At 73.1% G+C, this 23294-nt stretch carries 18 protein-coding genes, 1 tRNA gene and 1 riboswitch; of the genes, 10 read left to right on the forward strand and 9 right to left on the reverse strand.

The genetic code is table 11. The features are described 5' to 3' along the window. Positions 1–86: 86 nt before the first annotated feature. The 4 genes from ABT295_RS17790 to ABT295_RS17805 all read right to left on the reverse strand — a co-directional run bounded on the left by ABT295_RS17790 (position 87) and on the right by ABT295_RS17805 (position 4861). On the reverse strand, positions 87–1028 hold the full coding sequence (locus ABT295_RS17790) for a glycosyl hydrolase (protein ID WP_352395727.1): 942 nt from the start codon (positions 1026–1028) through the stop codon (positions 87–89). A 6-nt stretch (positions 1029–1034) separates the two neighbouring features. Beyond that, a riboswitch (cyclic di-AMP (ydaO/yuaA leader) is annotated at positions 1035–1185 on the reverse strand. Positions 1186–1400: 215 nt separating this feature from the next. Beyond that, positions 1401–2417, reverse strand: coding sequence for a sulfite exporter TauE/SafE family protein (locus ABT295_RS17795; RefSeq protein WP_352395728.1), 1017 nt, complete (start codon positions 2415–2417; stop codon positions 1401–1403). After that, the gene (gene cysC / locus ABT295_RS17800) at positions 2414–3745 is read right to left on the reverse strand and encodes an adenylyl-sulfate kinase (protein ID WP_352395729.1); all 1332 of its coding nucleotides are present in this window, start codon (positions 3743–3745) and stop codon (positions 2414–2416) included. Before cysC ends, ABT295_RS17795 begins: the two co-directional genes overlap by 4 nt. 147 nt (positions 3746–3892) lie before the next feature. Further along, entirely contained in the window at positions 3893–4861 is a 969-nt protein-coding gene (locus ABT295_RS17805) for a hypothetical protein (protein WP_352395730.1), read from the reverse strand. 816 nt (positions 4862–5677) lie between these two features. Here ABT295_RS17805 and mfd point away from each other — a divergent pair. Genes mfd through ABT295_RS17820 form a run of 3 tightly spaced genes read left to right on the forward strand, consistent with a single transcriptional unit; the run spans position 5678 to position 10926 of the window. Further along, complete coding sequence (mfd, locus tag ABT295_RS17810) at positions 5678–9334, forward strand: transcription-repair coupling factor (RefSeq protein ID WP_352395731.1); 3657 nt, start codon at positions 5678–5680, stop codon at positions 9332–9334. A gap of 51 nt (positions 9335–9385) precedes the next feature. Then, complete coding sequence (locus ABT295_RS17815) at positions 9386–9934, forward strand: SurA N-terminal domain-containing protein (RefSeq protein WP_352395732.1); 549 nt, start codon at positions 9386–9388, stop codon at positions 9932–9934. A 32-nt stretch (positions 9935–9966) separates the two neighbouring features. After that, positions 9967–10926: a nucleoside triphosphate pyrophosphohydrolase gene (locus ABT295_RS17820; RefSeq protein WP_352395733.1), complete on the forward strand. Its 960-nt coding sequence runs from the start codon at positions 9967–9969 to the stop codon at positions 10924–10926. Positions 10927–11033: 107 nt separating this feature from the next. Here ABT295_RS17820 and ABT295_RS17825 read toward each other — a convergent pair whose 3' ends face one another. Further along, positions 11034–12377, reverse strand: coding sequence for a sugar transferase (locus tag ABT295_RS17825; protein WP_502991200.1), 1344 nt, complete (start codon positions 12375–12377; stop codon positions 11034–11036). Between the two features lie 534 nt (positions 12378–12911). Here ABT295_RS17825 and eno point away from each other — a divergent pair. From eno to ABT295_RS17845, 4 genes are all read left to right on the forward strand, one after another. Further along, positions 12912–14213 carry a phosphopyruvate hydratase gene (gene eno, locus ABT295_RS17830; protein WP_352395735.1) on the forward strand — a complete coding sequence of 434 codons (1302 nt, stop codon included), beginning with the start codon at positions 12912–12914 and terminating at the stop codon, positions 14211–14213. 283 nt (positions 14214–14496) lie between these two features. Next, on the forward strand, positions 14497–14895 hold the full coding sequence (locus tag ABT295_RS17835) for an FtsB family cell division protein (RefSeq protein ID WP_352395736.1): 399 nt from the start codon (positions 14497–14499) through the stop codon (positions 14893–14895). A 105-nt stretch (positions 14896–15000) separates the two neighbouring features. Further along, positions 15001–15579, forward strand: a complete 579-nt coding sequence (locus ABT295_RS17840; RefSeq protein ID WP_352395737.1) for a DUF501 domain-containing protein — start codon at positions 15001–15003, stop codon at positions 15577–15579. Continuing rightward, positions 15576–16547: a Ppx/GppA phosphatase family protein gene (locus ABT295_RS17845; RefSeq protein ID WP_352395738.1), complete on the forward strand. Its 972-nt coding sequence runs from the start codon at positions 15576–15578 to the stop codon at positions 16545–16547. Before ABT295_RS17840 ends, ABT295_RS17845 begins: the two co-directional genes overlap by 4 nt. A gap of 8 nt (positions 16548–16555) precedes the next feature. On the opposite strand, the gene mptB is transcribed toward ABT295_RS17845, so the two are convergent. Continuing rightward, complete coding sequence (gene mptB / locus ABT295_RS17850) at positions 16556–18184, reverse strand: polyprenol phosphomannose-dependent alpha 1,6 mannosyltransferase MptB (RefSeq protein WP_352395739.1); 1629 nt, start codon at positions 18182–18184, stop codon at positions 16556–16558. A gap of 177 nt (positions 18185–18361) precedes the next feature. Further along, positions 18362–18436: transfer RNA gene (locus tag ABT295_RS17855), tRNA-Leu, on the reverse strand. A 154-nt stretch (positions 18437–18590) separates the two neighbouring features. Between ABT295_RS17855 and ABT295_RS17860 the strand changes: the two genes are divergently transcribed. Further along, positions 18591–19466, forward strand: coding sequence for a Bax inhibitor-1/YccA family protein (locus ABT295_RS17860; protein WP_352395740.1), 876 nt, complete (start codon positions 18591–18593; stop codon positions 19464–19466). Positions 19467–19472: 6 nt separating this feature from the next. Further along, positions 19473–19778 (forward strand): hypothetical protein, encoded by a 306-nt coding sequence (locus ABT295_RS17865; RefSeq protein ID WP_352395741.1) that lies wholly within the window; start codon positions 19473–19475, stop codon positions 19776–19778. A 107-nt stretch (positions 19779–19885) separates the two neighbouring features. Here the strand turns inward: ABT295_RS17865 and ABT295_RS17870 are convergent, their stop codons facing one another. Both ABT295_RS17870 and ABT295_RS17875 read right to left on the reverse strand, forming a co-directional pair. Further along, a complete protein-coding gene (locus ABT295_RS17870) occupies positions 19886–20794 on the reverse strand; it encodes a type IV toxin-antitoxin system AbiEi family antitoxin (RefSeq protein ID WP_352395742.1) in 909 nt (302 codons plus the stop codon). 193 nt (positions 20795–20987) lie between these two features. After that, positions 20988–22211, reverse strand: a complete 1224-nt coding sequence (locus ABT295_RS17875; RefSeq protein ID WP_352395743.1) for an acetyl-CoA C-acetyltransferase — start codon at positions 22209–22211, stop codon at positions 20988–20990. Between the two features lie 270 nt (positions 22212–22481). On the opposite strand from ABT295_RS17875, the gene ABT295_RS17880 reads away from it, so the two are divergent. Beyond that, positions 22482–23249, forward strand: a complete 768-nt coding sequence (locus ABT295_RS17880) for a hypothetical protein (RefSeq protein ID WP_352395744.1) — start codon at positions 22482–22484, stop codon at positions 23247–23249. Positions 23250–23294 lie beyond the last annotated feature (45 nt).

A 23294-nucleotide genomic window follows, 5' to 3' on the forward strand; every position in this document is an offset into this window, starting at 1 on the left:
GAGCGGCAGGGCCTGTCGGCGTCCGACGACGCGACCGGCCCCGTGCACTCGGAGGGAGCGCGCGGGGCCGGAGCCGGATTCGCCCGTCAGTAGGCGAAGTTGACGTTCTTCAGCAGCGACCCGTAAGCGGAGTACTCGGCCGAGGTGCTGAGGTTCCACACGCAGTCGAGGTTGTTCTTGTTCGTCGGCGGGTGGTTGAAGTAGTACGCGGCCGCGAACCAGCTCTCGTTCGCGATGAGGTAGTTCTTCGCGTTCGTGAGCCACGTGGCGCGTCGGGAGTCCTTCGTGACCCCAAACTCGGGGAGCGCCACGAGCTTGCCGTGCGCCTTGCCGAAGGCGAGGAGGGGGCTGATGATCGTGCTCAGCTCGACCCACTTGCCCCGGCCCTCGCCGCACGTGTACCAGTTGTAGGCGTCGGCACCGATGACGTCGACGTAGGCGTCGCCCGGGTACCACTTGCCGGCATACATCCGGTCGGACGTGCTGGTGCGGAACGACCAGTCGGTCAGCTGGAGCACGAAGCGCGCGTTCGTGACGCCCTGCTGGCGGAAGATCGTCACGACGCGGGCGTAGGCCGCCTTGAAGTCGGTCGCCGTGCCGAGGCCGGTCTTCGAGGTGAGCTCGGGCTCGTGGCTGTAGGCGAAGAGGGTGAGGCTGCCGCGCGACTTGATCGTCGTCGCCCAGCGCACGATGTTGTTGTAGATCGCCGTGCCGGGCTTGGCCGCGGCGACGGTCTTCCAGTTCGACGAGCTGTTCGCGGTCAGCATCCGGCCCGTGGGCACGCTGCCCTCGAAGTTGCCGTAGCCGTGGACGCCGACGGTCGTCCCGGTCTTGCTGGCGAGGGTGGCCGTGTCGCCGACGGCGCCGGCGTAGATCTTGCCGCCGGGCAGCGCGGTCGCCGTGGCGGCCTGCGCCGGCACGGCGAGGGTGGCCACGAGGGAGCCGGCCGCGGCGAGGCCGAGGGCGGCGACGGTGAACCGGTGGGGGGATCTGCGCGCGGGCAGGGCGAAGCGAGGGGTGGTGCGCATGTCTGCTCCAGGTCTCCTAGGCTGCCGACCGGGTTAGCTGACGGGTTCGGGCCGGATGGCGCCCTACAGGAGCAGGCTCCTGATTCACCCCGAGGGAACGGTGGGTCCCCGGCTCCCGGGAGGCCTCGAGGGCTCCGGGATTAGGCGATGTGTGTGAAGGCGAACGGAACCCTAGCGGACCCCTGCACACGGGGACAGGTCACGACAGGTCCGATGGGAACGGGCAGATGGCAGCAATCCGGACGATCCGGTCAGCGCCCCGCGACCGGCGGGAGGGGCCGTCCTGAGCACGCGGCCGTGCTCAGGAGCGGGGTCCCCGAAGGCTGGGAGCAGATGTGACGCGGATCACACCGTTTTCCCGTCATAGCGGTCTCAGAGGGCCGCGTCGCCCGCTTCCGTGACGCGCGACCGGGTCCCGGTGCCGGCCTCCGAGGTGGCCCCGGGTGCCCTGTCGGGCACGGCGCTCGAGCGCTGCGCGAGCCGGCCGGAGAAGGCGGGCAGGCCGTGGCGGCGCCGGGCGGCGAACCACACCGGGGGCCCGATGAGCAGCGCGAGGAGCAGGACGATCCCCGTGGCCGTGTTGGGCACCCCGAGCAGCTTGAGGGCCGAGGCGAGCAGCACGAAGGCCAGCGCCCGGCGCACGAGCCCGCCCGGGGCACGCGCCGAGAGCTGGGCGCCGATCCAGACGCCGGGGATCGAGCCGAGCAGGAGCGACAGCGTCAGGTCGAGGTGGAAGTCGCCGAGCAGCATGTGCCCGACGGCGGCGGAGGCCACGAGCGGCACCGCCTGGAGCAGGTCGGTCCCGACGAGCTCGCTCGCCTTGAGGGTGGGGTAGATCGCCATGAGGGCGATGATGATGAGCGAACCGGACCCGACGGAGGTCATGCCGACGACGATGCCGCCGACCGCTCCCACGAGCACGGTCTGCCAGATGCGGACCGTCACGGTGGGCGGCCCGGGCGGCAGGGGCGCGGCGCGGCCGTCGAGGCGGCGCGCCCGCTCGAGCAGGCGCAGGTAGGCCCGCACGATGAGGCCGGCCGAGGCCAGCAGCAGGGCCACCCCGAGGGCGACCTGCAGCCAGTGCTGCGCGGCGGCGCCGGAGCCGAGGCGGTTGAGGATCAGCACGCCGACGAAGGCGCTCGGGATCGACCCGATGCAGAGCCACTTGACGAGGGAGAGGTTCACCGTGCCGCGCCGCAGGTGCACCATCGACCCGACGGGCTTCATCACCGCGGCCGCGACGAGGTCGCTCGAGACGGCCGTGAGCGGCGGCACCCCGAAGAAGAGCACGAGCATCGGCGTCATGAGGGCGCCACCGCCCATGCCGGTGAGGCCGACGATGATGCCGATGCCGAGCGAGGCGATGGTGAGCAGCGGGTCGAGGGTCATGCGAGCCACCCTCCGTCGCGCAGGTGCCCGAGGATCTGCTCGAGGGACTCCTCGAGGGTGCTCCCCGTCGTGTCCACGACGAGGTCGGCGTCGACCGGGGCCTCGTAGGGCGACGAGATGCCGGTGAACTCCGGCAGCGACCCGGCCCGGGCCTGGGCGTAGAGGCCCTTGCGGTCGCGCTGCTCGCAGACCTCGAGCGGGGTGGCGACGTGCACGAGGACGAAGTCGCCGACCTCGCAGACCATCCGGCGGACCTCGGCGCGGGTCTGCGCGAACGGTGCGATGGGCGCGCAGACGGCCATCCCGCCGTGCCGGGCCACCTCGGCGGCCACGAAACCGATGCGCAGCACGTTGGCGTCACGCCCGGCGCGGTCGAAGCCGAGCCCGGACGACAGCAGCCGGCGCACGAGGTCGCCGTCGAGGAGGCTGACGCTGCGCACGCCCTCGCTCTCGATGCGCTGGACGAGGGCGGAGGCGAGCGTCGACTTGCCCGACCCGGAGAGGCCCGTGAGCAGGACGACGACGCCGCGCCGGGTGCGCGGCGGGCGCCACCGGTGCAGCACGGTGCGGACGGCTGGGTCGAGGCCCACGGGTTCGAGCCCGCGGTCGAGCGCGGCCCCGGCCTCGAGCCACGCCCGGTCGGTGTGGGCGAGCACGCGGACCGGTGCGCCGGCAGAGCGTGCCACGGCCGCGACGAGGGCGGCGTCGCTGTCGGCGTCGCGCCACCAGATCGGGGCGTCGACGACCGTGACGTCGGGGTGGGTCGCGCTCGTCGCGAGGAGCGCCGCCCTCAGCACGGCGGCCGGGATGCCTTGGGGCGTCGGCGAGCTCGGCGCGAGCACGACGACCGGCCCGGTCACCTCGTCGGCGAGCGGCGGCCGCTGGGCCACCACGAGAGTTGCGCCGGGACGCAGCCAGTCGGCGGCCGTCGCGGTCGGTGCCGTCGGGTCGGTCACGAGCTCACCGCGCACCGTCAGCCGCCCACCGCCGTCGACGTCCCCGCCGCGACCCGGCTCGGCACGACCCAGCTCGGGCCGCTCCAGCTCGGCCAGCGGCAGGCACGTCGCGTCGGTGAGCACGAGGCGTCCGCTGTCGACCAGCGGCGCGAGCGCGACGTCGCCGTCCGCCACCTCGATCGTGACGCAGGGCGCCCCGGCCGGGGTCGACGGGTCGGCCGTGCGGCCGCCGGCCGCGTCGGCGCCGAGCCCGACCCGGCCGCCGAGCAGGCGCCAGGGAAGTCGCACGCCGTGGCGCACCAGTCCCAGGTCCGCCGCGGCCGCCCCCTCGACGACGATCCGTGGAGCCGTCGTCCGAACGGCAGCAGTCAACGATGTCAACGTCTTTCCTCCCCCTTTGCGCCCACCCGCGTGACCAGCCTGCCATGCGGGGGGAGTCGCCGGAGGTGGAATGCGCGATGCCGGGGTCCGAGGCGCTGTGGCCTCGGACCCCGGCAGGCGCGCCGGTTCCCGAACGGGTCAGGAGGTGGGCGACGAGGCGACCGCGGACTTCCAGGTGGCGATGCTCTTGGGCAGGTTCGGCGTGTTGCTGCCCGGCTTGGGCAGCAGGTTCCACGGGCCGAGCGCGCCGTTGTCGTTCTCGAAGTACGCGACGGCCTGCGTCTTCGGCGAGGCGTTGAACAGCTTCACGGCGTCGCCGAGGAAGCTCGCGCGGGCGCCGTCCGACAGGGTGTTGCGGGCGCCGAGCTCGCCGACGAGCAGGCCCTTGCCCTTGGACGTGGCGGCGTTGATGACCGGCGTGACGACGGTGGCGGCGGAGTCGGCCGTGGCGTCGCTCTTGCCCCACTGGTAGATGTCGGCGCCGAGGGCGTCGACGTTGGTGAGGTCGAAGTCGAACCACGTCGACCACGGCACGTTGCCGGATGCCGAGACCTGGTAGCGGTTGCTCATGTAGGTCGTGCCCATGAGCAGGGGCGCGTACTTGACGTTCGACGGCGCGTACTGCGTCTTGAGCTTGGCCAGCCGCTTCTGCGCCTGCTGCCAGGCCGCGACGGTGAAGCCGTCGCCCTCGGGCTCGTGGGCGAAGGAGAACCAGATCGGGCGGTCCTTGGGGGCCGTCTTGAGGATCTGGATGAAGGCGGCGTCGTGCGCGCCCCGGTTGACGCCGGCGACGTCCGAGCCGAGGTTGATGTAGACCGCGGTCTTCGCGTCGTAGACGTAGCTCGGGATGAGGCCGCCGCGCCAGGTCGTCGTGAACGAGTTGGGCCAGAGGCGCATGAAGCCGAGCGTGCCGTAGGCGCCCACGGCGGCCTTGTAGGCGTCGGGGGCGGTCTGCCCGGCCGTCTTCCACCAGCCACCGGAGTTGACGCCGTAGCGGACGTGACCGGTCGCGGCGTCGGCGGTCGTGGCGTGGGCGGCGATCGGGAGCACGACGGCCGTGCAGAGGCTGGCAGCGGCCAGGGTCTTGCGACGAGTGGACTCGAACATGAGGGGGGTACCACCTTGAGGGGATCTGTGTGGGAGTGCGTCGCACTCGTGCCGCAGGGCGCGGCCGAGCCTCGGCCCGGCCGTGAGGGCGGCCGGCCGACGGGTGCGGCGCGTGGCTCTCGCTCGAAGGGTCGGTCGAGGCCGGAGCGGGACGCGGGTCAGGCGTCCAGCGGCGTCGCGTCGAGGGCGACGCGTCGCGGCGGCGCCGGCGCGAGCCGGTGCCGTGCAGCGGGACCCTGCGGCCGATGAGGGCGGCCGTCGGGGCGGGCTGTGAGCGCTCGTCGGCGAGGGCCGGACGAGCACGACGGGGAATCACTGTACGAGCGGGTATCCGGACGGTGCAAAACGGGCATCCGGGCCAGGCGGCCTCGACGGGCCCGGCGCGACGAGGGGCTGGTCGAACGTCGCCCGCGGCCCGTCCGACCGCTCGAGGACCACGGTGATCGCGTTCGAACTCGTTGTTCGGCAACGTGATTCGCAATCAGCCTTCGCGGGCACCACCGCTGCCGCCGTCCCGAGCCGAGGCCCCCCTCGCTGGTCGTGCCCCGGCCCGACACGCCGTGGGCCGCCGGTGAGCCGTCGGACGTGTCGTGCGCGCGCCGTCCGCTCCCGTCCGGGCCGACGTGGGCGGCTGCGGGCAGGGCCGGGCGCGTCCGGGCTGCCCGTCCGGGCGGTCGGCCGGCGGTCGGTGGGCGCGATTAGAGTGGAGCAGATGCGTGCAGTCCCCGTGACGGCGCGTCCGTGCTGTCCGGGAACCGTGGCGCCCGCCGCGGCCGGTGGCACCTGACCGCCTTCGACACGTTGGGACCTCCGCTCATGGCCACCACCACCGGCTCGCCGGCCCACCTCACCGGCCTCCTCGACGCGTGGCAGACGGAGCCCGCCCCGCGGCGGGTGCTCGAGCAGCTGGGCCACGCGCACCTGCTCGACGTCTCGGGCAGCGACGGCACGCGGCCGTTCCTCGTCGCCGCCCTCGCGCGGGCCGGCGCGGGGTCCGGGCCGCTCCTCGTCGTCACCGCCACCACGCGTGAGGCCGACGACCTCGCCGTGGCGCTCGAGGCCTTCCTGCCCCGCGATGCCGTCGCCGTGTTCCCGAGCTGGGAGACGCTCCCGCACGAACGGCTGTCGCCGCGGAGCGACACCGTCGGTCGCCGGCTCGCGGTGCTGCGACGGGTCGCGCACCCGGACCCCGACGACGCGGCATACGGCCCCTTGTCGGTGGTCGTCGCGCCCGTGCGCGCCGTGCTGCAGCCCATCACGCGCGGCCTCGGCGACCTCGCGCCGGTGGCCCTGCGCCCCGGCGACGAGCAGCCCCTCACCGACGTCGTCGAGGCCCTGGCGGCAGCCGCCTACACCCGCACCGACCTCGTCGAGCGGCGCGGCGAGTTCGCCGTGCGCGGTGGCATCCTCGACGTCTTCCCGCCCACCGAGGAGCACCCGGTCCGCATCGAGTTCTGGGGCGACACGGTCGAGGAGGTGCGGTGGTTCAAGGTGGCCGACCAGCGCAGCCTCGAGGTGGCCGAGCACGGTCTGTGGGCCCCGCCGTGCCGTGAGGTGCTGCTGACCCCCGAGGTGCGCGCGCGGGCGGCGGAGCTCGCCACGCAGCTGCCCGGCGTCGCCGACATGCTGACGAAGGTCGCCGAGGGCATCGCCGTCGAGGGCATGGAGTCGCTGGCACCGGCCCTCGTCGACGGCATGGAGTCGCTGCTCGACGTGCTGCCCCTCTCGTCGACCGTCCTGCTCGCCGACGCCGAGCGCATCCGCACGAGGGCTCACGACCTCGTCCTGACGAGCGACGAGTTCCTCCAGGCCAGCTGGGCGAACGCCGCGGCCGGCAACGTCGTGCCCGTCGACCTCGAGTCGCTCCTCGGCTCGGCCTCCTACTGGACCCTCGCGCAGGTGCGGGCCCACGCCGTCGGTGCCGGCCGGCCGTGGTGGACCATGACGCCCTTCACCTCGGACGCGGAGCTCGTCATCGAGGACGACGACGTCGACGTCCGGCTCTCGCTCGGCGCGGTCGAGTCCGAGGCCTTCCGCGGCGACACCGAGCGCGCGGTCGGTCACGTGCGGCAGCGGGTCGCGGACGGCTGGCGGGTCGCCATCGTCACCGAGGGGCCCGGCCTGGCCAAGCGCGTGGAGGAGGTGCTCCGCGACCACGAGGTGCCGGTCGAGCGCATGGCCGACGATGTCCCGACGGGGCGTGCCGTCATCACGACCGCTTGTCTCGGAAGGGGATTCGTCGACGAGGCGGCCCGGCTCGAAGTGCTCACCGAGACCGACCTCACGGGCTCGGTCGGTGGCGCGACGTCGACGAAGGACATGCGCCGCATGCCCTCGCGCCGTCGCAACCAGGTCGACCCGCTCCAGCTCCGTCCCGGCGACCACGTCGTGCACGAGCAGCACGGCGTCGGCCGGTTCGTGGAGATGATGCAGCGCACCGTCGGTGGGGCCACGCGCGAGTACCTCGTCATCGAGTACGCCGCGAGCAAGCGCGGCCAGCCCGGCGACCGCCTCTACGTCCCCACCGACCAGCTCGACCAGGTGACGAAGTACGTCGGTGGCGAGGAGCCCACGCTCAACAAGATGGGCGGCTCCGACTGGACGAAGACGAAGTCGCGGGCGAAGCGCTACGTCAAGCAGATCGCGGCCGACCTCATCCGCCTCTACAGTGCGCGGCAGGCCACGCGCGGACACGCCTTCGCGCCCGACACCCCGTGGCAGCGCGAGCTCGAGGAGGCCTTCGCCTACGTCGAGACCCCCGACCAGCTCTCGAGCATCGACGAGGTCAAGGCCGACATGGAGAAGCAGGTCCCCATGGACCGCCTCATCTGCGGCGACGTCGGCTACGGCAAGACCGAGATCGCGGTGCGCGCGGCGTTCAAGGCGATCCAGGACGGCAAGCAGGTCGCCGTCCTCGTGCCGACGACCCTCCTCGTGAGCCAGCACCAGCAGACCTTCTCCGAGCGCTACGCGCAGTTCCCCGTCCGGGTGGCCTCGCTGTCGCGCTTCCAGACCGACAAGGAGGCCGCGGAGGTCATGGCCGGCATGGCGGACGGCTCGATCGACCTCGTCATCGGCACCCACCGCCTCCTCGCGAAGGACGCGCAGTTCAAGGACCTCGGCCTCGTCATCATCGACGAGGAGCAGCGCTTCGGCGTCGAGCACAAGGAGCTGCTCAAGACGATGCGCACCGCGGTCGACGTGCTCTCGATGTCGGCCACGCCGATCCCGCGCACGCTGGAGATGGCCGTCACCGGCATCCGTGAGATGTCCACCCTCGCAACGCCGCCCGAGGAGCGCCACCCGGTGCTCACCTTCGTCGGCGCCTACGACGAGAAGCAGATCACGGCAGCGGTCCGCCGCGAGCTGTTGCGCGAGGGGCAGGTCTTCTTCGTGCACAACAAGGTGAGCAGCATCGAGAAGGCCGCGAGCCGGCTGCGCGAGCTCGTGCCCGAGGCGCGCATCGCGACGGCGCACGGCCAGATGGGGGAGCACCGCCTCGAGCAGGTCGTCGAGGACTTCTGGGAGAAGCGCTTCGACGTCCTCGTCTGCACGACGATCGTCGAGACCGGTCTCGACATCTCCAACGCCAACACCCTCATCGTCGAGCGTGCCGACGTGCTCGGCCTCAGCCAGCTCCACCAGCTGCGAGGTCGCGTCGGCCGAGGGCGCGAGCGCGCCTACGCCTACTTCCTCTACCCGCCCGAGAAGCCGATGACCGAGACGGCGCACGACCGCCTGCGCACCATCGCGAGCAACACCGACCTCGGCTCCGGCATGGCGGTGGCGATGAAGGACCTCGAGATCCGCGGCGCGGGCAACCTGCTCGGCGGCGAGCAGTCCGGCCACATCCAGGGCGTCGGCTTCGACCTCTACGTGCGGCTCATCGGCGAGGCCGTCGCCGACTTCCGCGGCGACACGGTGGACGTGCCGGCCGAGATCAAGATCGAGCTGCCCGTGGACGCCCACCTGCCGCACGACTACGTGCCGGGGGAGCGGCTGCGGCTCGAGGCCTACCGCAAGCTGGCCACGGTCGAGACCTTCGAGGCCGTCGACGAGATCGCCGCCGAGCTGCGCGACCGCTACGGCGCACCTCCCAAGCCGGTGGAGAACCTGCTCGAGGTGGCCCGGCTGCGCGTCGTCGCCCGCGAGGCCCGCATCGGCGACATCGGCCTGCAGGGCAAGGTCGTGCGCTTCGGCCCGGTCAAGGACCTCCGGGAGAGCCAGCAGCTGCGCCTCATGCGCCTCTACCCGGGCACGATCGTCAAGGAGGCGCTCGGCACGATCCTCGTGCCCGCTCCGACGACGGCCCGCGTCGGCGGCAAGCCGCTGCGTGACGTCGAGGTGCTGGCGTGGGCACGCGGGCTCATCTCGGCGGTCCTGCTCGACGACATCGCGGCCGCCTCGTCGGCTGCCTCGTCGGGCCGGCCGTCGGGCGCCTCGTCGGGCCGGCCGTCGGGCGCGGCCCGGTAACCCGCAGGAGCACCGTAGGATGTCAGACGCATCCGCCAGAGGAGGAAATTCGTGAAGGCTTGGTCTGCTCACCCCGCGAAGCGCGCGGCCGCCGTCGGCGTCGTCGCGCTCGGTGCCGTCTCGCTGCTCGGCGGGTGCGGTTTCGACACGCGGCAGCAGGCCGCCGCCGTCGTCAACGGCGAGGTCATCCACGAGTCCGACGTCCGCGAGACGTTCGACCAGCTCAAGTCGGCCAAGCTCGACTTCGCCGAGAACATCGTCGTGACGGCCCTCGTCGCCGCGCCGCTGCTCAAGGCGTCGGTCGAGAAGTCCGGCTCCTGGAAGCCCGACGAGACGTACGCGTCGGTCATCTCCTCGATCCCGGGGGCGACCCCCACGACGAAGGAGTTCGTCGAGGCCGTCGCGCTCATCCAGTCCCAGCGCATGACGCCCGCCGACATCGCCGCCTACCGGGCCGACCTCAAGAAGGCCGAGATCTCGGTGAACCCGAAGTACGGCAAGGTCATCACCTCGAACGAGGGCCCGGTCTACTTCACCCTCGGCCAGACGACGCCCGACTGGGTCAAGCCGGAGGCCAACAGCGCCCCGGCCGCCCAGTAGCCGGCCGCGACGACGCGCGCCCCGGAGCGATCGTGCCCGGCCGCGTCGTCCTGCTCGTCTCGACCCCCCGCGTCGCGCCCGGTCTGCTGACCCGCGAGGCGTGGAGCTCCCTCGAGGGGGCGTATGCCGTGTGGGCGCGTCCCGACGAGCCGCAGGCGCTCGCGGTGGCGGAGGCCGGCATCGACGTCGCCACGGCGCCGCACGAGGACCCGGCCGCGCTGGCCCGCGCCCTCGTCGCGGCGACGGCCGACGGTGACGTCGTGTGGGTCGGCTCGTCCGACGGTGACCCCGGGCTCAGCGACGCCGTCGCCGTCGAGGTGACGCGACTGCCCGACCCGCCCGAGGTCGAGCTGCTCATCGCCTCGTTCGACGTGCCCGGCGCGCGCCTGCTCGACGTCGTGGCCGTCATGGACCGCCTGCGCTCACCCGGCGGGTGCCCGTGGGACGCGGAGCAGACGCACGAGAGCCTCGTGCCCTACCTGCTCGAGGAGGCGCACGAGGCGGTCGAGGCGATCGAGAGCGGCGACCCCGACCACGTCCGGGAGGAGCTGGGAGACCTGCTGCTCCAGGTCGCCTTCCACGCACGGGTCGCCGAGGAGCACCCGAGCGCGCCCTTCGGCATCGACGACGTGGCCGCCGGCCTCGTCGACAAGCTCGTGCGTCGCCATCCCCACGTCTTCGCCGAGGTGGAGGTCGACTCGGCCGAGCAGGTCGCCGCGAACTGGGACGCGATCAAGGCGGGCGAGAAGCAGCACCGCACGCACCCGCTCGACGGCATCCCGACCGCCCTGCCGGCCCTGGCCCGGGCCGACAAGACCGTCGGGCGCCTGACGAAGGCCGGCCTCGCGGCCGTGGTCGACGAGGCCGCCGCGGGCGAGGGGATCGGTCCCCGGCTGCTCGCGCTCGTGCTCGCCGCGCGCGCCGACGGGCTGGACCCCGAGGGCGAGCTGCGCGCGACCCTGCGCGAGCTGCACGAGCGCGCCTCGTCCTGAGGGCGGGCCCGGCGCCCCTCCGTCGGGGGGGAGGTCAGGGCGCCGGACCCGCGGGCGCGGGCGCGGGCCCGAAGGTCCGCGCCCACGCCGTCCGGGTGGCCCGTCGGTCAGTACGCCCCGTTGGAGGCGAAGACCGCGTGCACGGTGCGCGCCAGGATCGTGAGGTCCTGGACGATCGACCAGTTGTCGACGTAGTAGAGGTCGAGCCGGACGGTGTCCTCCCACGACAGGTCGCTGCGGCCGGACACCTGCCACAGGCCGGTGAGGCCGGGGCGCACGTGCAGGCGGCGCTGGACGTCGGTCTCGTAGCGCCGCACCTCGGCGGGCAGGGCCGGGCGCGGGCCGACGAGGCTCATGTCGCCGTTGATGACGTTGATGAGCTGCGGCAGCTCGTCGATCGAGAAGCGCCGCATGACGGCGCCGACACGCGTGATCCGCGGGTCGTGCTCGGCCTTGAAGAGGACGCCCTCGGCGTTCTTGTTGAGGTGGCTGATGCCGGAGAGCCGGGCCTCGGCGTCGACGACCATGCTGCGGAACTTGAGGCACTCGAAGAACTCGCCGTCGCGCCCGACCCTGGTCTGGCGGAAGAGGATCGGGCCGCCGTCCTGCAGCTTGGTGAGCAGGGCGAAGACGATCATGACGGGTGAGGCGAGCACGAGGGCCACTCCGGCGCCGACGACGTCGAACATCCGCTTGAGGCCCCGCGAGGCGGCGAGGCTCTGCGGCGGCTCGACGTGCACGAGCGGCAGCCCGCCCACCGGGTGCATGGCCATCCGGCCGGAGGAGATGTCGCTGAGGCTCGGCACGACGGCCATCTGCACGTCGTGGCCCTCGAGGTCCCACGCGATGCGGCGGAAGTCGACGGCCGACGGGAAGGAGCCCTCGGTGAACAGGACGAGGTCGGCCTCCGAGGCCAGGGCGTTCGAGGCGGTCTCGTTCGTGAAGCCGAGCACCGGCACGCCGCCGGGCGTCGCCTTCACGGGGCGTGACGCCGGCACGAGCGCGCCGATGATGGTGAACCCGAGCCACTTCTCGCGGCGCAGCACGCTCGCCACCTCGTCGATGCGGCTCTCGGAGCCGGAGATGATGACCTTGGTCAGCAGGTGGCCGCGGTGGTGCAGGCCGTGCACGAGGCGGCGGGCCGACCAGCGCCAGACGAGCAGGCCCGGCACGCCGACGAGGAAGAGCAGCACGAAGAACCCGCGCGAGAGCTCGAACTTCGTCAGGTAGCTGGCGATGCCGATGGCGCCGGCCGTGAGCCCCGCGGCTCCGAGGACCCGGGCGTACTCGACGGTGCCGACCCCCAGGTGGGCCTTGGTGTAGGTCCCCCGGACCACGTTGGCCAGCATCCACGCGAGGACGACCCACGGCCCGACCGAGAGGGCGAGCGTGTTGACGTCGTTCGTGACCGGCAGCACCGGCACGTCGATGTGGCGAAGACCCGCCAGCACGGTCGCGGCGAGGATGACGAGGACGTCACCGGCCGCGATGCCCAGCTGCAGCAGCCGTTGGCTTCGCGACCGGTCCGTCGCCCGGCGTTCATCGACTCGCGCGTTGAGATCCAGGAGAATCGCTCCTGGTTGTCGCACAGCCTGACCCATGACAGCACCAACCCCCCGCTGGTGTCGTAACTCCCCAATGGAACAGCCACCCCCCGGTGACCCTTCGGAGTATGTCGGTTCCACCCAGCCGAAGGTCAAGAACGAGTAAAAAATTTGTCGGTTTGCGTCCGGTTCGGCGGCCTTTGGCGGGTAATGTCTGACAACTTTTTTTCGGCCGGCGGCGCCCGTCGCGGCCCGGCGTCCGCCATCCGACACCGAGCCGGGTCGCTCCGAGGTGTTCGGCGGGTCAGCCACTAGGCTTCGGACGTACCGGGGCGCCGACTGCGCACCGCGCGGACGCAGCGTGGCGCCGTGGCGCACGCCCCGGGCGCACCCGCGCGACCCGCGGCGGGTGCCCGAGCGCGACCTGCACAGGAGTTGTCAGTGGCCAGCATTGAGGAGATTGGCGCCCGCGAGATCCTGGACTCGCGCGGCAACCCGACGGTCGAGGTCGAGATCCGTCTCGACGACGGCACGTTCGCCCGCGCCGCCGTCCCGTCCGGCGCCTCCACCGGTGCCTTCGAGGCGTCCGAGCGCCGCGACGGCGACAAGGGCCGCTACCTCGGCAAGGGCGTCAGCCAGGCCGTCGACGCCGTCATCGAGGAGATCAACCCGCGGCTCGTCGGCTTCGACGCGAGCGAGCAGCGCCTCGTCGACGCCGAGATGCTCGCCCTGGACGGCTCGTCGAACAAGGAGAACCTCGGCGCCAACGCGATCCTCGGGGTCTCTCTCGCCGTCGCGCACGCCGCCGCCGAGTCCGCCGGTCTGCCGCTCTTCCGCTACGTCGGTGGCCCGAACGCCCACGTGCTGCCGGTGCCGATGATGAACATCCTCAACGGCGGGTCGCACGCCGACTCCAACGTCGACATCCAGGAGTTCATGATCGCCCCGATCGGCGCGCCGACCTTCAGCGAGGCGCTGCGGTGGGGCGCCGAGGTCTACCACGCCCTCAAGAAGGTGCTGAGCGAGCGCGGGCTCGCGACCGGTCTCGGCGACGAGGGCGGCTTCGCGCCCAACCTCGAGTCCAACCGGGCCGCGCTCGACCTCATCCTCGAGGCCATCCGCGCCGCGGGCTACGAGCCCGGCCGCGACATCGCCCTCGCGCTCGACGTCGCGGCGTCCGAGTTCTTCACCGACGGCTCCTACACCTTCGAGGGTGCGAGCAGGTCGGCCGACGAGATGGTCGCCTACTACGCCGAGCTCGTCGACGCCTACCCGCTCGTCTCCATCGAGGACCCCCTCAACGAGGAGGACTGGGAGGGCTGGAAGTCGATGACCGACCTGCTCGGGACCAAGGTCCAGATCGTCGGCGACGACCTCTTCGTCACGAACCCGGAGCGCCTCGGCCGCGGGATCGCCTCGAGCACCGCCAACGCGCTGCTCGTCAAGGTCAACCAGATCGGCACGCTCACCGAGACGCTCGACGCGGTCACGCTGGCGCAGACCAACGGCTACCGCTGCATGATGAGCCACCGGTCCGGCGAGACCGAGGACGTCACGATCGCCGACCTCGCCGTCGCGACCAACTGTGGCCAGATCAAGACCGGCGCCCCGGCGCGGTCCGAGCGCGTCGCCAAGTACAACCAGCTGCTGCGCATCGAGGAGGAGCTCGACGACGCCGCGGTCTACGCGGGAGCCGGCGCCTTCCCGCGCTTCGACGCGAGCCGCTTCGGCGCCGAGGGCTGACCTCGTGGCCGACCGCACGCCGTCCCGCCCGGGCCGCCCGTCACCGACGGGCCGCCCGGCGGGCGGCGCGCGCCCGACCGGGGCCCCGGCGGGTTCCGGTCGGTCGACGTCGCGCTCGGGGACGGCCCGCGCGTCGGGCACCCGGCCCGGTCAATCGCGCCCCGGTCAGTCCCGGCCCGGCGCCTCCCGCGCCGCCCGGCCCGGTGCCGGCAAGGAGCGGCCGGCCCTCGCGGCCCGGCCGCGCACCCCGGCGCCCGCACCCCCCTCGGCCTCAACCGCCTGGGTGCGGGGCGCCATCCTGCTCGGCATCGTCGTCATGCTCGCGGTGACGCTCGTGCCGACCCTGCGCTCGCTGGTGCAGCAGCGCGGCGACGTCGCGGCCATGCAGGACAAGGTCGACGAGCAGCGCCGCACGGTGGCCGCGCTCGAGCACGAAGCGGCCCTGTGGAAGGACCCCGCCTTCATCGAGGTGCAAGCCCGCGAGCGACTCAAGTTCGTGCGCGTCGGTGACCGGGCGTACACCGTCATCGACCCGGGCGCCGACACCCCGAACACGCCGACGGCGCCGCGCCCCGTCGTGGCGGCGCCGATGGCCAACGACACCTCGCCGTGGTACGGCAAGGTCTGGCAGTCGATCCAGATCGCCGACCGACCCACCGCCGGCATCGCGCGCGCCAGGTGAACGCCGCACCCGCCGGTCGCTCCCGGACCGAGACCGCGAGCCCGACGGGTCCGACGCCGCCCGACCTCCCGACACCGCCGACACCCACTCTGGAGTGACCCCCGCGTGAGCGCCCCCGACCGTCCGTCCCCGCTGCCCGCCGACCTCGCTGCCGTCGAGCGCCAGCTCGGCCGTCCGCCGCGCGGCGTCGCCGAGGTCGCGCACCGCTGCCCGTGCGGCGAGCCCGACGTGCTGCGCACGGAACCACGCCTGCCCGACGGGACCCCCTTCCCGACGACGTACTACGCCACGTGCCCGCGCCTCACCGGCGCGGTGAGCACCCTCGAGACCGCCGGGGTCATGAAGGAGATGACCGAGCGGCTCACGCGCGACGACGAGCTCGCCGCGGCCTACGGGCGTGCGCACGAGCACTACCTGGCCCGCCGTGCCGAGCTCGGCGACGTGCCCGAGATCGACGGCATCTCGGCCGGCGGCATGCCCACGCGCGTCAAGTGCCTGCACGTCCTCGTCGGCCACGCGCTCGCCGCCGGTCCGGGGGTCAACCCGCTCGGCGACGAGGCGCTCGCGATGCTGGGCGAGTGGTGGTCGCCGACGTCGTGCGCCGCCCTGCACGCGGCCGAGGACGCTGCCGCCGAGGGCGCGGCCGACCCGTCCGGCTCGCCGAGCGAGGGGAGCGGGGCGTGAGCGCCACCGTCCGGGTCGGCGCGATCGACTGCGGCACCAACTCGATCCGCCTGCTCGTGGCGGACGTCGACCCCGCCACGGGCGAGCTCACCGACGTGCTGCGCCGGATGGAGATCGTTCGGCTCGGGCACGGCGTCGACCGCACGGGCGTCATCGCGCCCGAGTCCATGGAGCGCACCCTCGCGGTCACGCGGGAGTATGCCGCGTCGTGCCGCGAGCTCGGCACCGAGCGCGTGCGCTTCGTGGCCACCTCGGCGTCGCGCGACGCGCGCAACGCCGGCGACTTCATCGAGGGCGTGCGGGCGGCCTTCGCCGAGCACCTCGGCGTCGAGGTGTCGCCCGAGGTCGTCTCCGGCGACGAGGAGGCGGCCCTGTCGTTCGCCGGCGCCACCGGGGGGCTCGCCGCTCGTGGCGTCCCCGGCCCCTATCTCGTCGTCGACCTCGGCGGCGGGTCCACCGAGCTCGTCCGCGGCACCGACCACGTCGAGGCGGCGCGGTCGGTCGACGTCGGGTGCGTGCGGATGACCGAGCGCCACCTCGTCAGCGACCCGCCGACACCCGAGGAGGTCGCCGCCGCCATCCGGGACGTCGACGCCGCGCTCGACCTGGCGGAGTCGGTCGTGCCGATGGCCGGTGTCGCGACGCTCGTGGGCCTGGCCGGGAGCGTCACGACGATCACCGCCCACCTGCTCCGGCTGCCGGCCTACGACGCGACGCGCATCCACCTGCACCGCTCCTCCCTCGACGACGTGCGCGCAGCGTGCGACGACCTGCTCGCGATGACGCGCGCCGACCGGGCGGCCCTGCCCTACATGCACCCCGGACGCGTCGACGTCATCGGTGCGGGTGCCCTCGTGTGGCGCCGCGTCGTCGACCGGGTCGCCGACCGCGCCGGGCTGCGTGAGGTGGTCACCTCGGAGCACGACATCCTCGACGGCATCGCGCTCGGCGTGGCCCGCCGGGCCTGAGCGCCGGCTCAGACCTGCTGGGGCGAGGCCTGCTGGACCGCCGCCGGCTGGACCGAGGCGGTCAGCACGGGCTGGTCGGCCCGCTCGTGGGCCCGGCTCCGGTGGGCGCGCAGCCGCGCCGCCATCCAGAGCGCGGCCGAGACCCCGAGGGCCCAGGTGCCGTTGGACACCGTGGCGTCGACGACGCCGTAGGTGACGAAGAAGAGGGTGACGAAGACGACGGCCCGCACGTGTCGCGCCGAGAGGCGCACGGCCGCGAGGAGCAGGCCACCCCAGAGCAGGTACCAGGGGTGGATGACCGGCCCCGACGCGCACAGCACGAGGAAGGCGCCGGCGACGGCCAGCACCGGGTTGCGCGGCGCCACCCGCCAGGTGATCCACGCGATGCCCGCGAGGCCGGCGACCAGGCCGATCGACTGCGCGACCGGAACGGGGGCGGCCGCCCAGCTCTCCGGCATGCCGAAGAGGCGCATGAGCCACTCGACGACGCTGCCGACGAAGGTGGGCGGCGACAGCATCGAGCGCAGCGTCACCGGCACCGACAGGTTGGGGATCCAGCCCCAGCCGAGCCCCGACACGGCCGTGATCGCGGTGAAGGCCAGGCCCGTGACGCCCCCGAGCACCAGCCCGTGGCGCAGCATCGCCCGCAGTCGTGCCGCGGCGCCGGGAGGCAGGTCGGTGCGGGCCTGCAGCGCCATCCCGACGACCCCGATGAGGGCGAGCACCGCGGTCTGCTTGTAGGCCGCCGCGGCGGCGATCGTCACCGCGGCCGTCAGCAGCTGGCCGCGGCTCGCGAGGAGCAGGGCGAAGGTGACGAGGGCGACCATGACGGCGTCGCCGTGCGCGCCGCCGATGAAGTGCATGAGCACGAGCGGGTTGAGCACGCCGAGCCAGAGCGCGTGCCGGCCGCTGACGCCGTAGCGCTCGGCGAGCCGCGGGAGGGCGTAGGCGAGCAGGCCGACGGCGAGCAGCGCGGGCACGCGCATGGCGATGGCCGCGAGGTAGGCGTTCTCGGGGAACACCGCGACGACGAGGTGCTGCACCTGCAGGGCGAGGGGTCCGTAGGGCGCCGGGGTCTGCACCCACATCGGGTCGACCTGGTCGGCGAACGGGCCCGCGACCCAGAAGGGGCCGACGGCATACGGGTCCATGTGGCGCAGGACGATCTGGCCCTGCGCGGCATAGCTGTAGGCGTCGCGGCTGAAGAGCGGCGGCGCGAGCATGATCGGCAGGCTCCACAGCAGCCACGCGAGCGAGGGGGGCTTCGGACCGTGCGTGGGCCGCATCCGCAGCCACGCGTCGACGAGCAGGGCGATGCCGACGGCGAGCAGGATCGTCGTGATCACGCGGCCGGTGGCCGTGCCGAGCCACTCGATGCCGAGGCGCTGGACCAGGGGCGAGGGCGGGTCCTCGAAGGTGTCGGCGGGCAGGAACGCGGGGCTGACCGAGCCCGCCGCGACGAGGACGGTGCCGACCAGGCCGCGGCGCACGTGGCGGTCGGCCCAGCTGCGGCGCAGCGAGTCGGCGACGCGCCGACCGAGGTCGGCGGCGCCGGCCACGTGCGGCTCGGCCATCCGGGCCCAGGGCGCGCGGGAGGGAGCGGTCGTCGTCGCGGGTGCGACGCGGGGCTCCAGCACCGGGGTGCTCCTTCTCTTTCGGGGACTGCGCCGTGGTGCAGCAGGCCCGAGAGGAGTGGCCCAGCCCTGGTCCCCCTGGACCTCGATCTCGCACGTCATTCTAGATGCTGTCGGCGCCCGGGGCCCGCGGCGCGCCCGAGGGGTGGGCGGACGGCGTCGACCGACCTGCGCAGCACGTACCCCCGGAGGGACTCGAACCCTCACCGATGGCGATTTTAAGTCGCCTGCCTCTGCCGGTTGGGCCACGGGGGCGGAGGGAGCCAGTATGCCGTCCGCCGCGCCCGCGCGCGCCCGGAGCAGGCGCGCCCCCGTGCGCGTTTCGGGAACCAGCGGGCACCCCCCGAACGCTTATTCTGGTGACAGTCGCCACGCCCGGTGGCACCAGTGCCCCAAGGAGCACACTCACATGGCAGGTGGAAACCCGGTCTTCGACCGGCTCAACAAGCAGATCGAGAAGGAGCGCTACGCCGGCTTCGGCGCGCCCCAGGGCAGTCCGCAGCAGCCCGGCACCCAGTCGGCAACGGCCGGGCACGCGGCCCAGGACGCCCTGACCGCGCAGCAGCTGAACGACATGTACGCGCGCCAGAGCGCCGGCCCGGTCGACACCGGTCGGCTGACGCTCGACAGCGTCATCATGAAGAGCCTCGGGCTCTTCGCCCTCCTCGTCGCCGCGGGTGCGGTGACGTGGGTCCTCGTCAGCGGATCGCCGGGTCTCGCCGCCCCGATCTGGCTCGGCGGCATGGTCATCGGCCTCGTGCTCGGCCTCGCGATCGCGTTCATGAAGACGGTCTCGGTGCCGCTCATCGTGCTCTACTCGGCCGTCGAGGGTGCCTTCCTCGGCGCCTTCAGCTACACGATCAACTCGATCCAGGGCTACGAGGGCGTCGTGCTCATGGCCGTCCTCGCGACGGTCTGCACGTTCGCCGCGATGTACGCGGGCTACGCGACGGGCTTCATCAAGGTCACGTCGAAGTCGCGCCGGATGTTCTTCATGGCGATCGTCGGCTACATGATCTTCAGCCTGCTGCAGCTGGTGCTCCAGCTGACCGGCGTCATCAGCGGCTGGGGCTTCGGCGGCAGCGGCATGCTCGGCATCGGCCTGTCGATCCTCGGTGTCGGCCTCGCGGCCTACTCGCTGGCCATCGACTTCGACTCGATCGACAACGCGGTCAAGGTGGGTGCCCCCGAGAAGTTCTCGTGGCTGCTCGCGCACGGCCTCATCGTGTCGGTCGTCTGGCTCTACATCGAGTTCGTCCGTCTCTTCGCGCGCCTGCGCGACTGATCCCCCATGACACCTTCGCGCGCGGGTTCGCCGACCCCGCACGAGGTGTCCGACGAGCTCCGGCGCGTGGTCGGGCGGTGGCACCAGCTGCCGCTCGACCACGCGCTCTCGCGTATGCCGTCCGTCCGGGTCCTCGTGCAGTCGCTCGCCGACCGCGTGGCCGCGGCGCGCGGCGTGCCGGCCACCGCGGTGCCCGACCTCGGCCCGGCCGTCGTCATGGACCAGCTGGCCGTCATGGTGCACGACGTGCTCGCCGCCGGGGCGGACGCCGACCTCGAGCACCGTCTGGCCGACCTCCGCCGAGCGCTGTAGAGGGGCGGGTGCCGGGCCCGTCCTGCCGAGTGGTGGCTCAGGAGGCCGTCGCCGACCGGCCACGTCTCGAGACCCTGCCGAGTGGTGGCTCGTGCTGGCGCGCCGGGTTACGCGCGCCCCGGGAAGTGCCGTCGCCACTGGGTCGAGCGGATTCGCACCGGCAGGCCCGCGCGCCGAAGAGCCTCCTCGAGGCGTTGCAGGGTGAGCCCCGGGGTGGCGAAGACGTCACCGGCGATCGCCACGACGAGCCGCCACCCGTCGGCCTCGAGCGCCTCGCGCCGACCGAGGTCGCGCGCCCACTGCCGCTCGCGCTCGACGTGGTGCCGGCCGTCGTACTCGAGGGCGACGCGGACGGCCGGCCACGCGAGGTCGAGTCGGTAGGAGCCGTGCCGGGTCCGCACCGGGTGCTGGAGGACGGGCTCGGGAAGACCCGAGAGCACGACGAGCAGGCGAAGACGTGACTCCATCGCCGACTCCGCCCCGGCCCGCACGAGGCCCGCGGCGCGCCGGGCCACCAGGGCTCCGCGCCCGCGGTGCGCGGCCGCGGCCGTGCGGAGGGCGTCCGGCGACGTGACCCCGACGTGCACGAGCGAGTCGCCGAGCACGACGAGGTCGACCAGGTCGAGCTCGGCGGCCAGGTCGAGGAACGTCCGCTCGGGCGAGGTGACCGGTAGACCCCGCCGCCGACCGGTGGCCGGCACCACGGTCGGTCGGTGCGCCCGGAGACCGCTGACGACGAGCCGGCGCCCGTCGGGCACGGCGACGTGCACGTCGGGGGAGTGCGGCACGGCCGCGCCCCAGAGTGCGGCCGCGGTGTGGTGGCACACCGCCGTGCCCGGTGGTGAGGCCAGCAGGGCCGCTGCGGCGAGCACGGGCGTCGTCACCGCGACGTCGGACCGGACGTAGATGCCGGTGAAGAGCCGCTGGAAGCGCGGCCCCTCGAGCTGCCAGCGCGAGATCCCGGCGGCGCGTGCGTCGGCGACGGTGAAGGGCCGGTAGGGGTCGAGGGGCTGCACGGTCCCGACCTTCGCAGGACGAGGCGGTCGGCCCGGGGCGTCGTCCACAGGCTCGGTCCCGGCCCGAGGCCGCCGAGTGGTGGCCGGCGCGGGTCGTGCGCCGGCGCGACCCCGCCTGGGTGCGCCGAACGGTGGCCGAGGAGGCGCGCCGACGGCATCCGGGGTGGGCCCGGGTCGGGCCCACCCCCGGGGCTCAGCTGAGGCGCTCGAAGACCACGGCCATGCCCTGGCCGCCGCCGACGCACATCGTCTCGAGCCCGAACTGGCCGTCGCGCTCACGCAGCGCGTTGATGAGGGTGCCGGTGATGCGCGCACCGGTCGCGCCGAACGGGTGGCCGATGGCGATGGCGCCGCCGTTGACGTTGAGCTTGTCGTAGTCCATGCCGATCTGGTCGGCCGACCCGATGACCTGGGCCGCGAAGGCCTCGTTGATCTCGTAGAGGTCGATGTCGCCGATCGACAGGCCCGCCCGCTTCAGGGCGAGGTTGCTCGCCTCGACCGGCCCGAGGCCCATGATCTCGGGGGAGAGGCCGGTCGCGGCCGTCGAGACCACGCGGGCGAGCGGCGTCAGGCCGAGCTCCCGGGCCTTGGTGTCGCTCATGATGACGAGGGCCGCCGCGCCGTCGTTGAGCGGGCAGCAGTTGCCTGCCGTGACGGTGCCCTCCTGGCGGAAGACCGGGTTGAGGCCCTGCACGGCCTCGAGGGTGACGCCGGCGCGGGGGCCGTCGTCCTTGGTGACGACGGTGCCGTCGGGCGTCGTGACGGGGGTGATCTCCCAGTCGAAGAAGCCACGAGCGATGGCGGCCTCGGCGCGGTTCTGGCTCGTCACGCCCCACTCGTCCTGGCGCTCGCGCGAGATGCCGTATGCCGTGGCGACGTTCTCGGCGGTCTGGCCCATCGCGATGTAGATGTCGGGCAGCAGGCCCTCCTCGCGCGGGTCGGTCCACGTCGCGTTCGTCTCGGCGATGCGCTTCGTGCGGGCCTGGGCCTCGGCGAAGCGGCCGTTCTGCTGGTCCTCCTTGGCGCCGCCGGCGCCGGCCCAGTCGGTGTACTGCGACACGCACTCGACGCCGGCCGAGACGAAGACGTCGCCCTCGCCCGCCTTGATGGCGTGGAAGGCCATCCGGGTCGTCTGGGCCGAGGAGGCGCAGAAGCGGTTGATCGTCGCGGCAGGCGTGGCGTCCAGGTCGAGCAGGGTGGCGACGACCTTCGCCATGTTGGAGCCGTGCCGGCCGGACGGCTCCGCGCAGCCGAGGTAGAGGTCCTCGACGAGGCGCCGGTCGAGCTCGGGCACCTTGTCGAGCGCGGCCTGGATGACCGTGGCCGCGAGGTCGTCGGGGCGCACCTCCTTGAGCGAGCCCTTGAAGGCCCGGCCGAACGGCGAGCGGGCGGTCGAGACGATGACGGCTTCGGTCACGGGTGATCTCCTGGTGCGGCGTTCGGCCCGGTCGCGCTGCGGCGGGCGACTAAGCGCTTGCTCAGTCCCACGATGGTAGGACGTCCTTGCACCGGTTGGACAGGGCGCGTGCCATGACGTGCGTCTCGCCGAGCGCGCCGGGCGGGTATGAACACGCGGCGAGGTCGTCGTCACGCCCGGATACGCTGGTCGGGCCGTCGGCGCACCAGCGCCGACCACCGCCCGCCTGCTCGAGCCGGGCGAACCAACGATCAGGGGGCCATCTCCACCATGAAGACCTTTCCGACCCGCGTCGCCGCGCTGACCGGGGCGCTCGCGATCAGCCTCGGCGCGGCCGCGTGCTCGAAGTCCGAGACACCCGCCGCCAGCGCGCCCAGCGCGTCGAGCACCGCCAGCACGCCCGCCGAGTCGAGCAGCAGCACCTCGGCGCCGGCGAGCGACGCCCCCGAGGCCGCCGACATCCTCAGCAAGGCGAAGGCGAACGCGCTCGATGCGAAGTCGGGTGCCTTCGTCGGCCAGGTCGACCAGAACGGCAAGACGATCAAGATCGACTTCAAGGGCACGAGCGACGGCAAGACCGCCGACATCGCCATCGAGATGGAGGGCGACGGCAAGGCCCGCGTCATCTCGCTGCCCGACGGCGTCTACATCCAGGGTGACGAGACCTTCTGGAAGAAGCAGGGCGCACCGGCAGCGGTCCAGAAGGCCGGCGGCAAGTTCATCAAGGCGCCGGTGTCGGCGTCGTCGATGACCCAGAGCCTCAGCCTCAAGAGCTTCCTCGAGAAGGCCTTCGGCGCGGTGACCCCGAGCCAGCTGAGCACCGACGTCGCGAGCGAGAGCGTCAACGGCGTCGACTGCTGGGTGCTCACGGACACCAAGGGCAAGGACGAGGGCGCCCTCTACGTCTCCAAGGACGCGTCGCAGGTCGTGCGCTTCACCGGCTCGACGAAGAGCCCGGGCCAGCTCGACTTCTCCAAGTGGAACGAGGACCTCGGCATCACGGCTCCGGCCAAGGGCGAGATCATGTCGGTCGGCTGAGACCACCTGCTCCGCGAGGGGGCCGTCCGCGACGCGGGCGGCCCC

The organism is Terrabacter sp. NPDC000476 (assembly GCF_040300125.1).
Taxonomy (GTDB): domain Bacteria; phylum Actinomycetota; class Actinomycetes; order Actinomycetales; family Dermatophilaceae; genus Terrabacter.

Coding starts and splice junctions, on each gene's coding strand:
- ABT295_RS17865 (WP_352395741.1), top strand. CDS start 19,473: ATGACACCTTCGCGCGCGGGTTCGCCGACCCCGCACGAGGTGTCCGAC.
- ABT295_RS17805 (WP_352395730.1), bottom strand. CDS start 4,861: ATGTTCGAGTCCACTCGTCGCAAGACCCTGGCCGCTGCCAGCCTCTGC.
- ABT295_RS17880 (WP_352395744.1), top strand. CDS start 22,482: ATGAAGACCTTTCCGACCCGCGTCGCCGCGCTGACCGGGGCGCTCGCG.
- mfd (WP_352395731.1), top strand. CDS start 5,678: ATGGCCACCACCACCGGCTCGCCGGCCCACCTCACCGGCCTCCTCGAC.
- ABT295_RS17860 (WP_352395740.1), top strand. CDS start 18,591: ATGGCAGGTGGAAACCCGGTCTTCGACCGGCTCAACAAGCAGATCGAG.
- ABT295_RS17790 (WP_352395727.1), bottom strand. CDS start 1,028: ATGCGCACCACCCCTCGCTTCGCCCTGCCCGCGCGCAGATCCCCCCAC.
- ABT295_RS17795 (WP_352395728.1), bottom strand. CDS start 2,417: ATGACCCTCGACCCGCTGCTCACCATCGCCTCGCTCGGCATCGGCATC.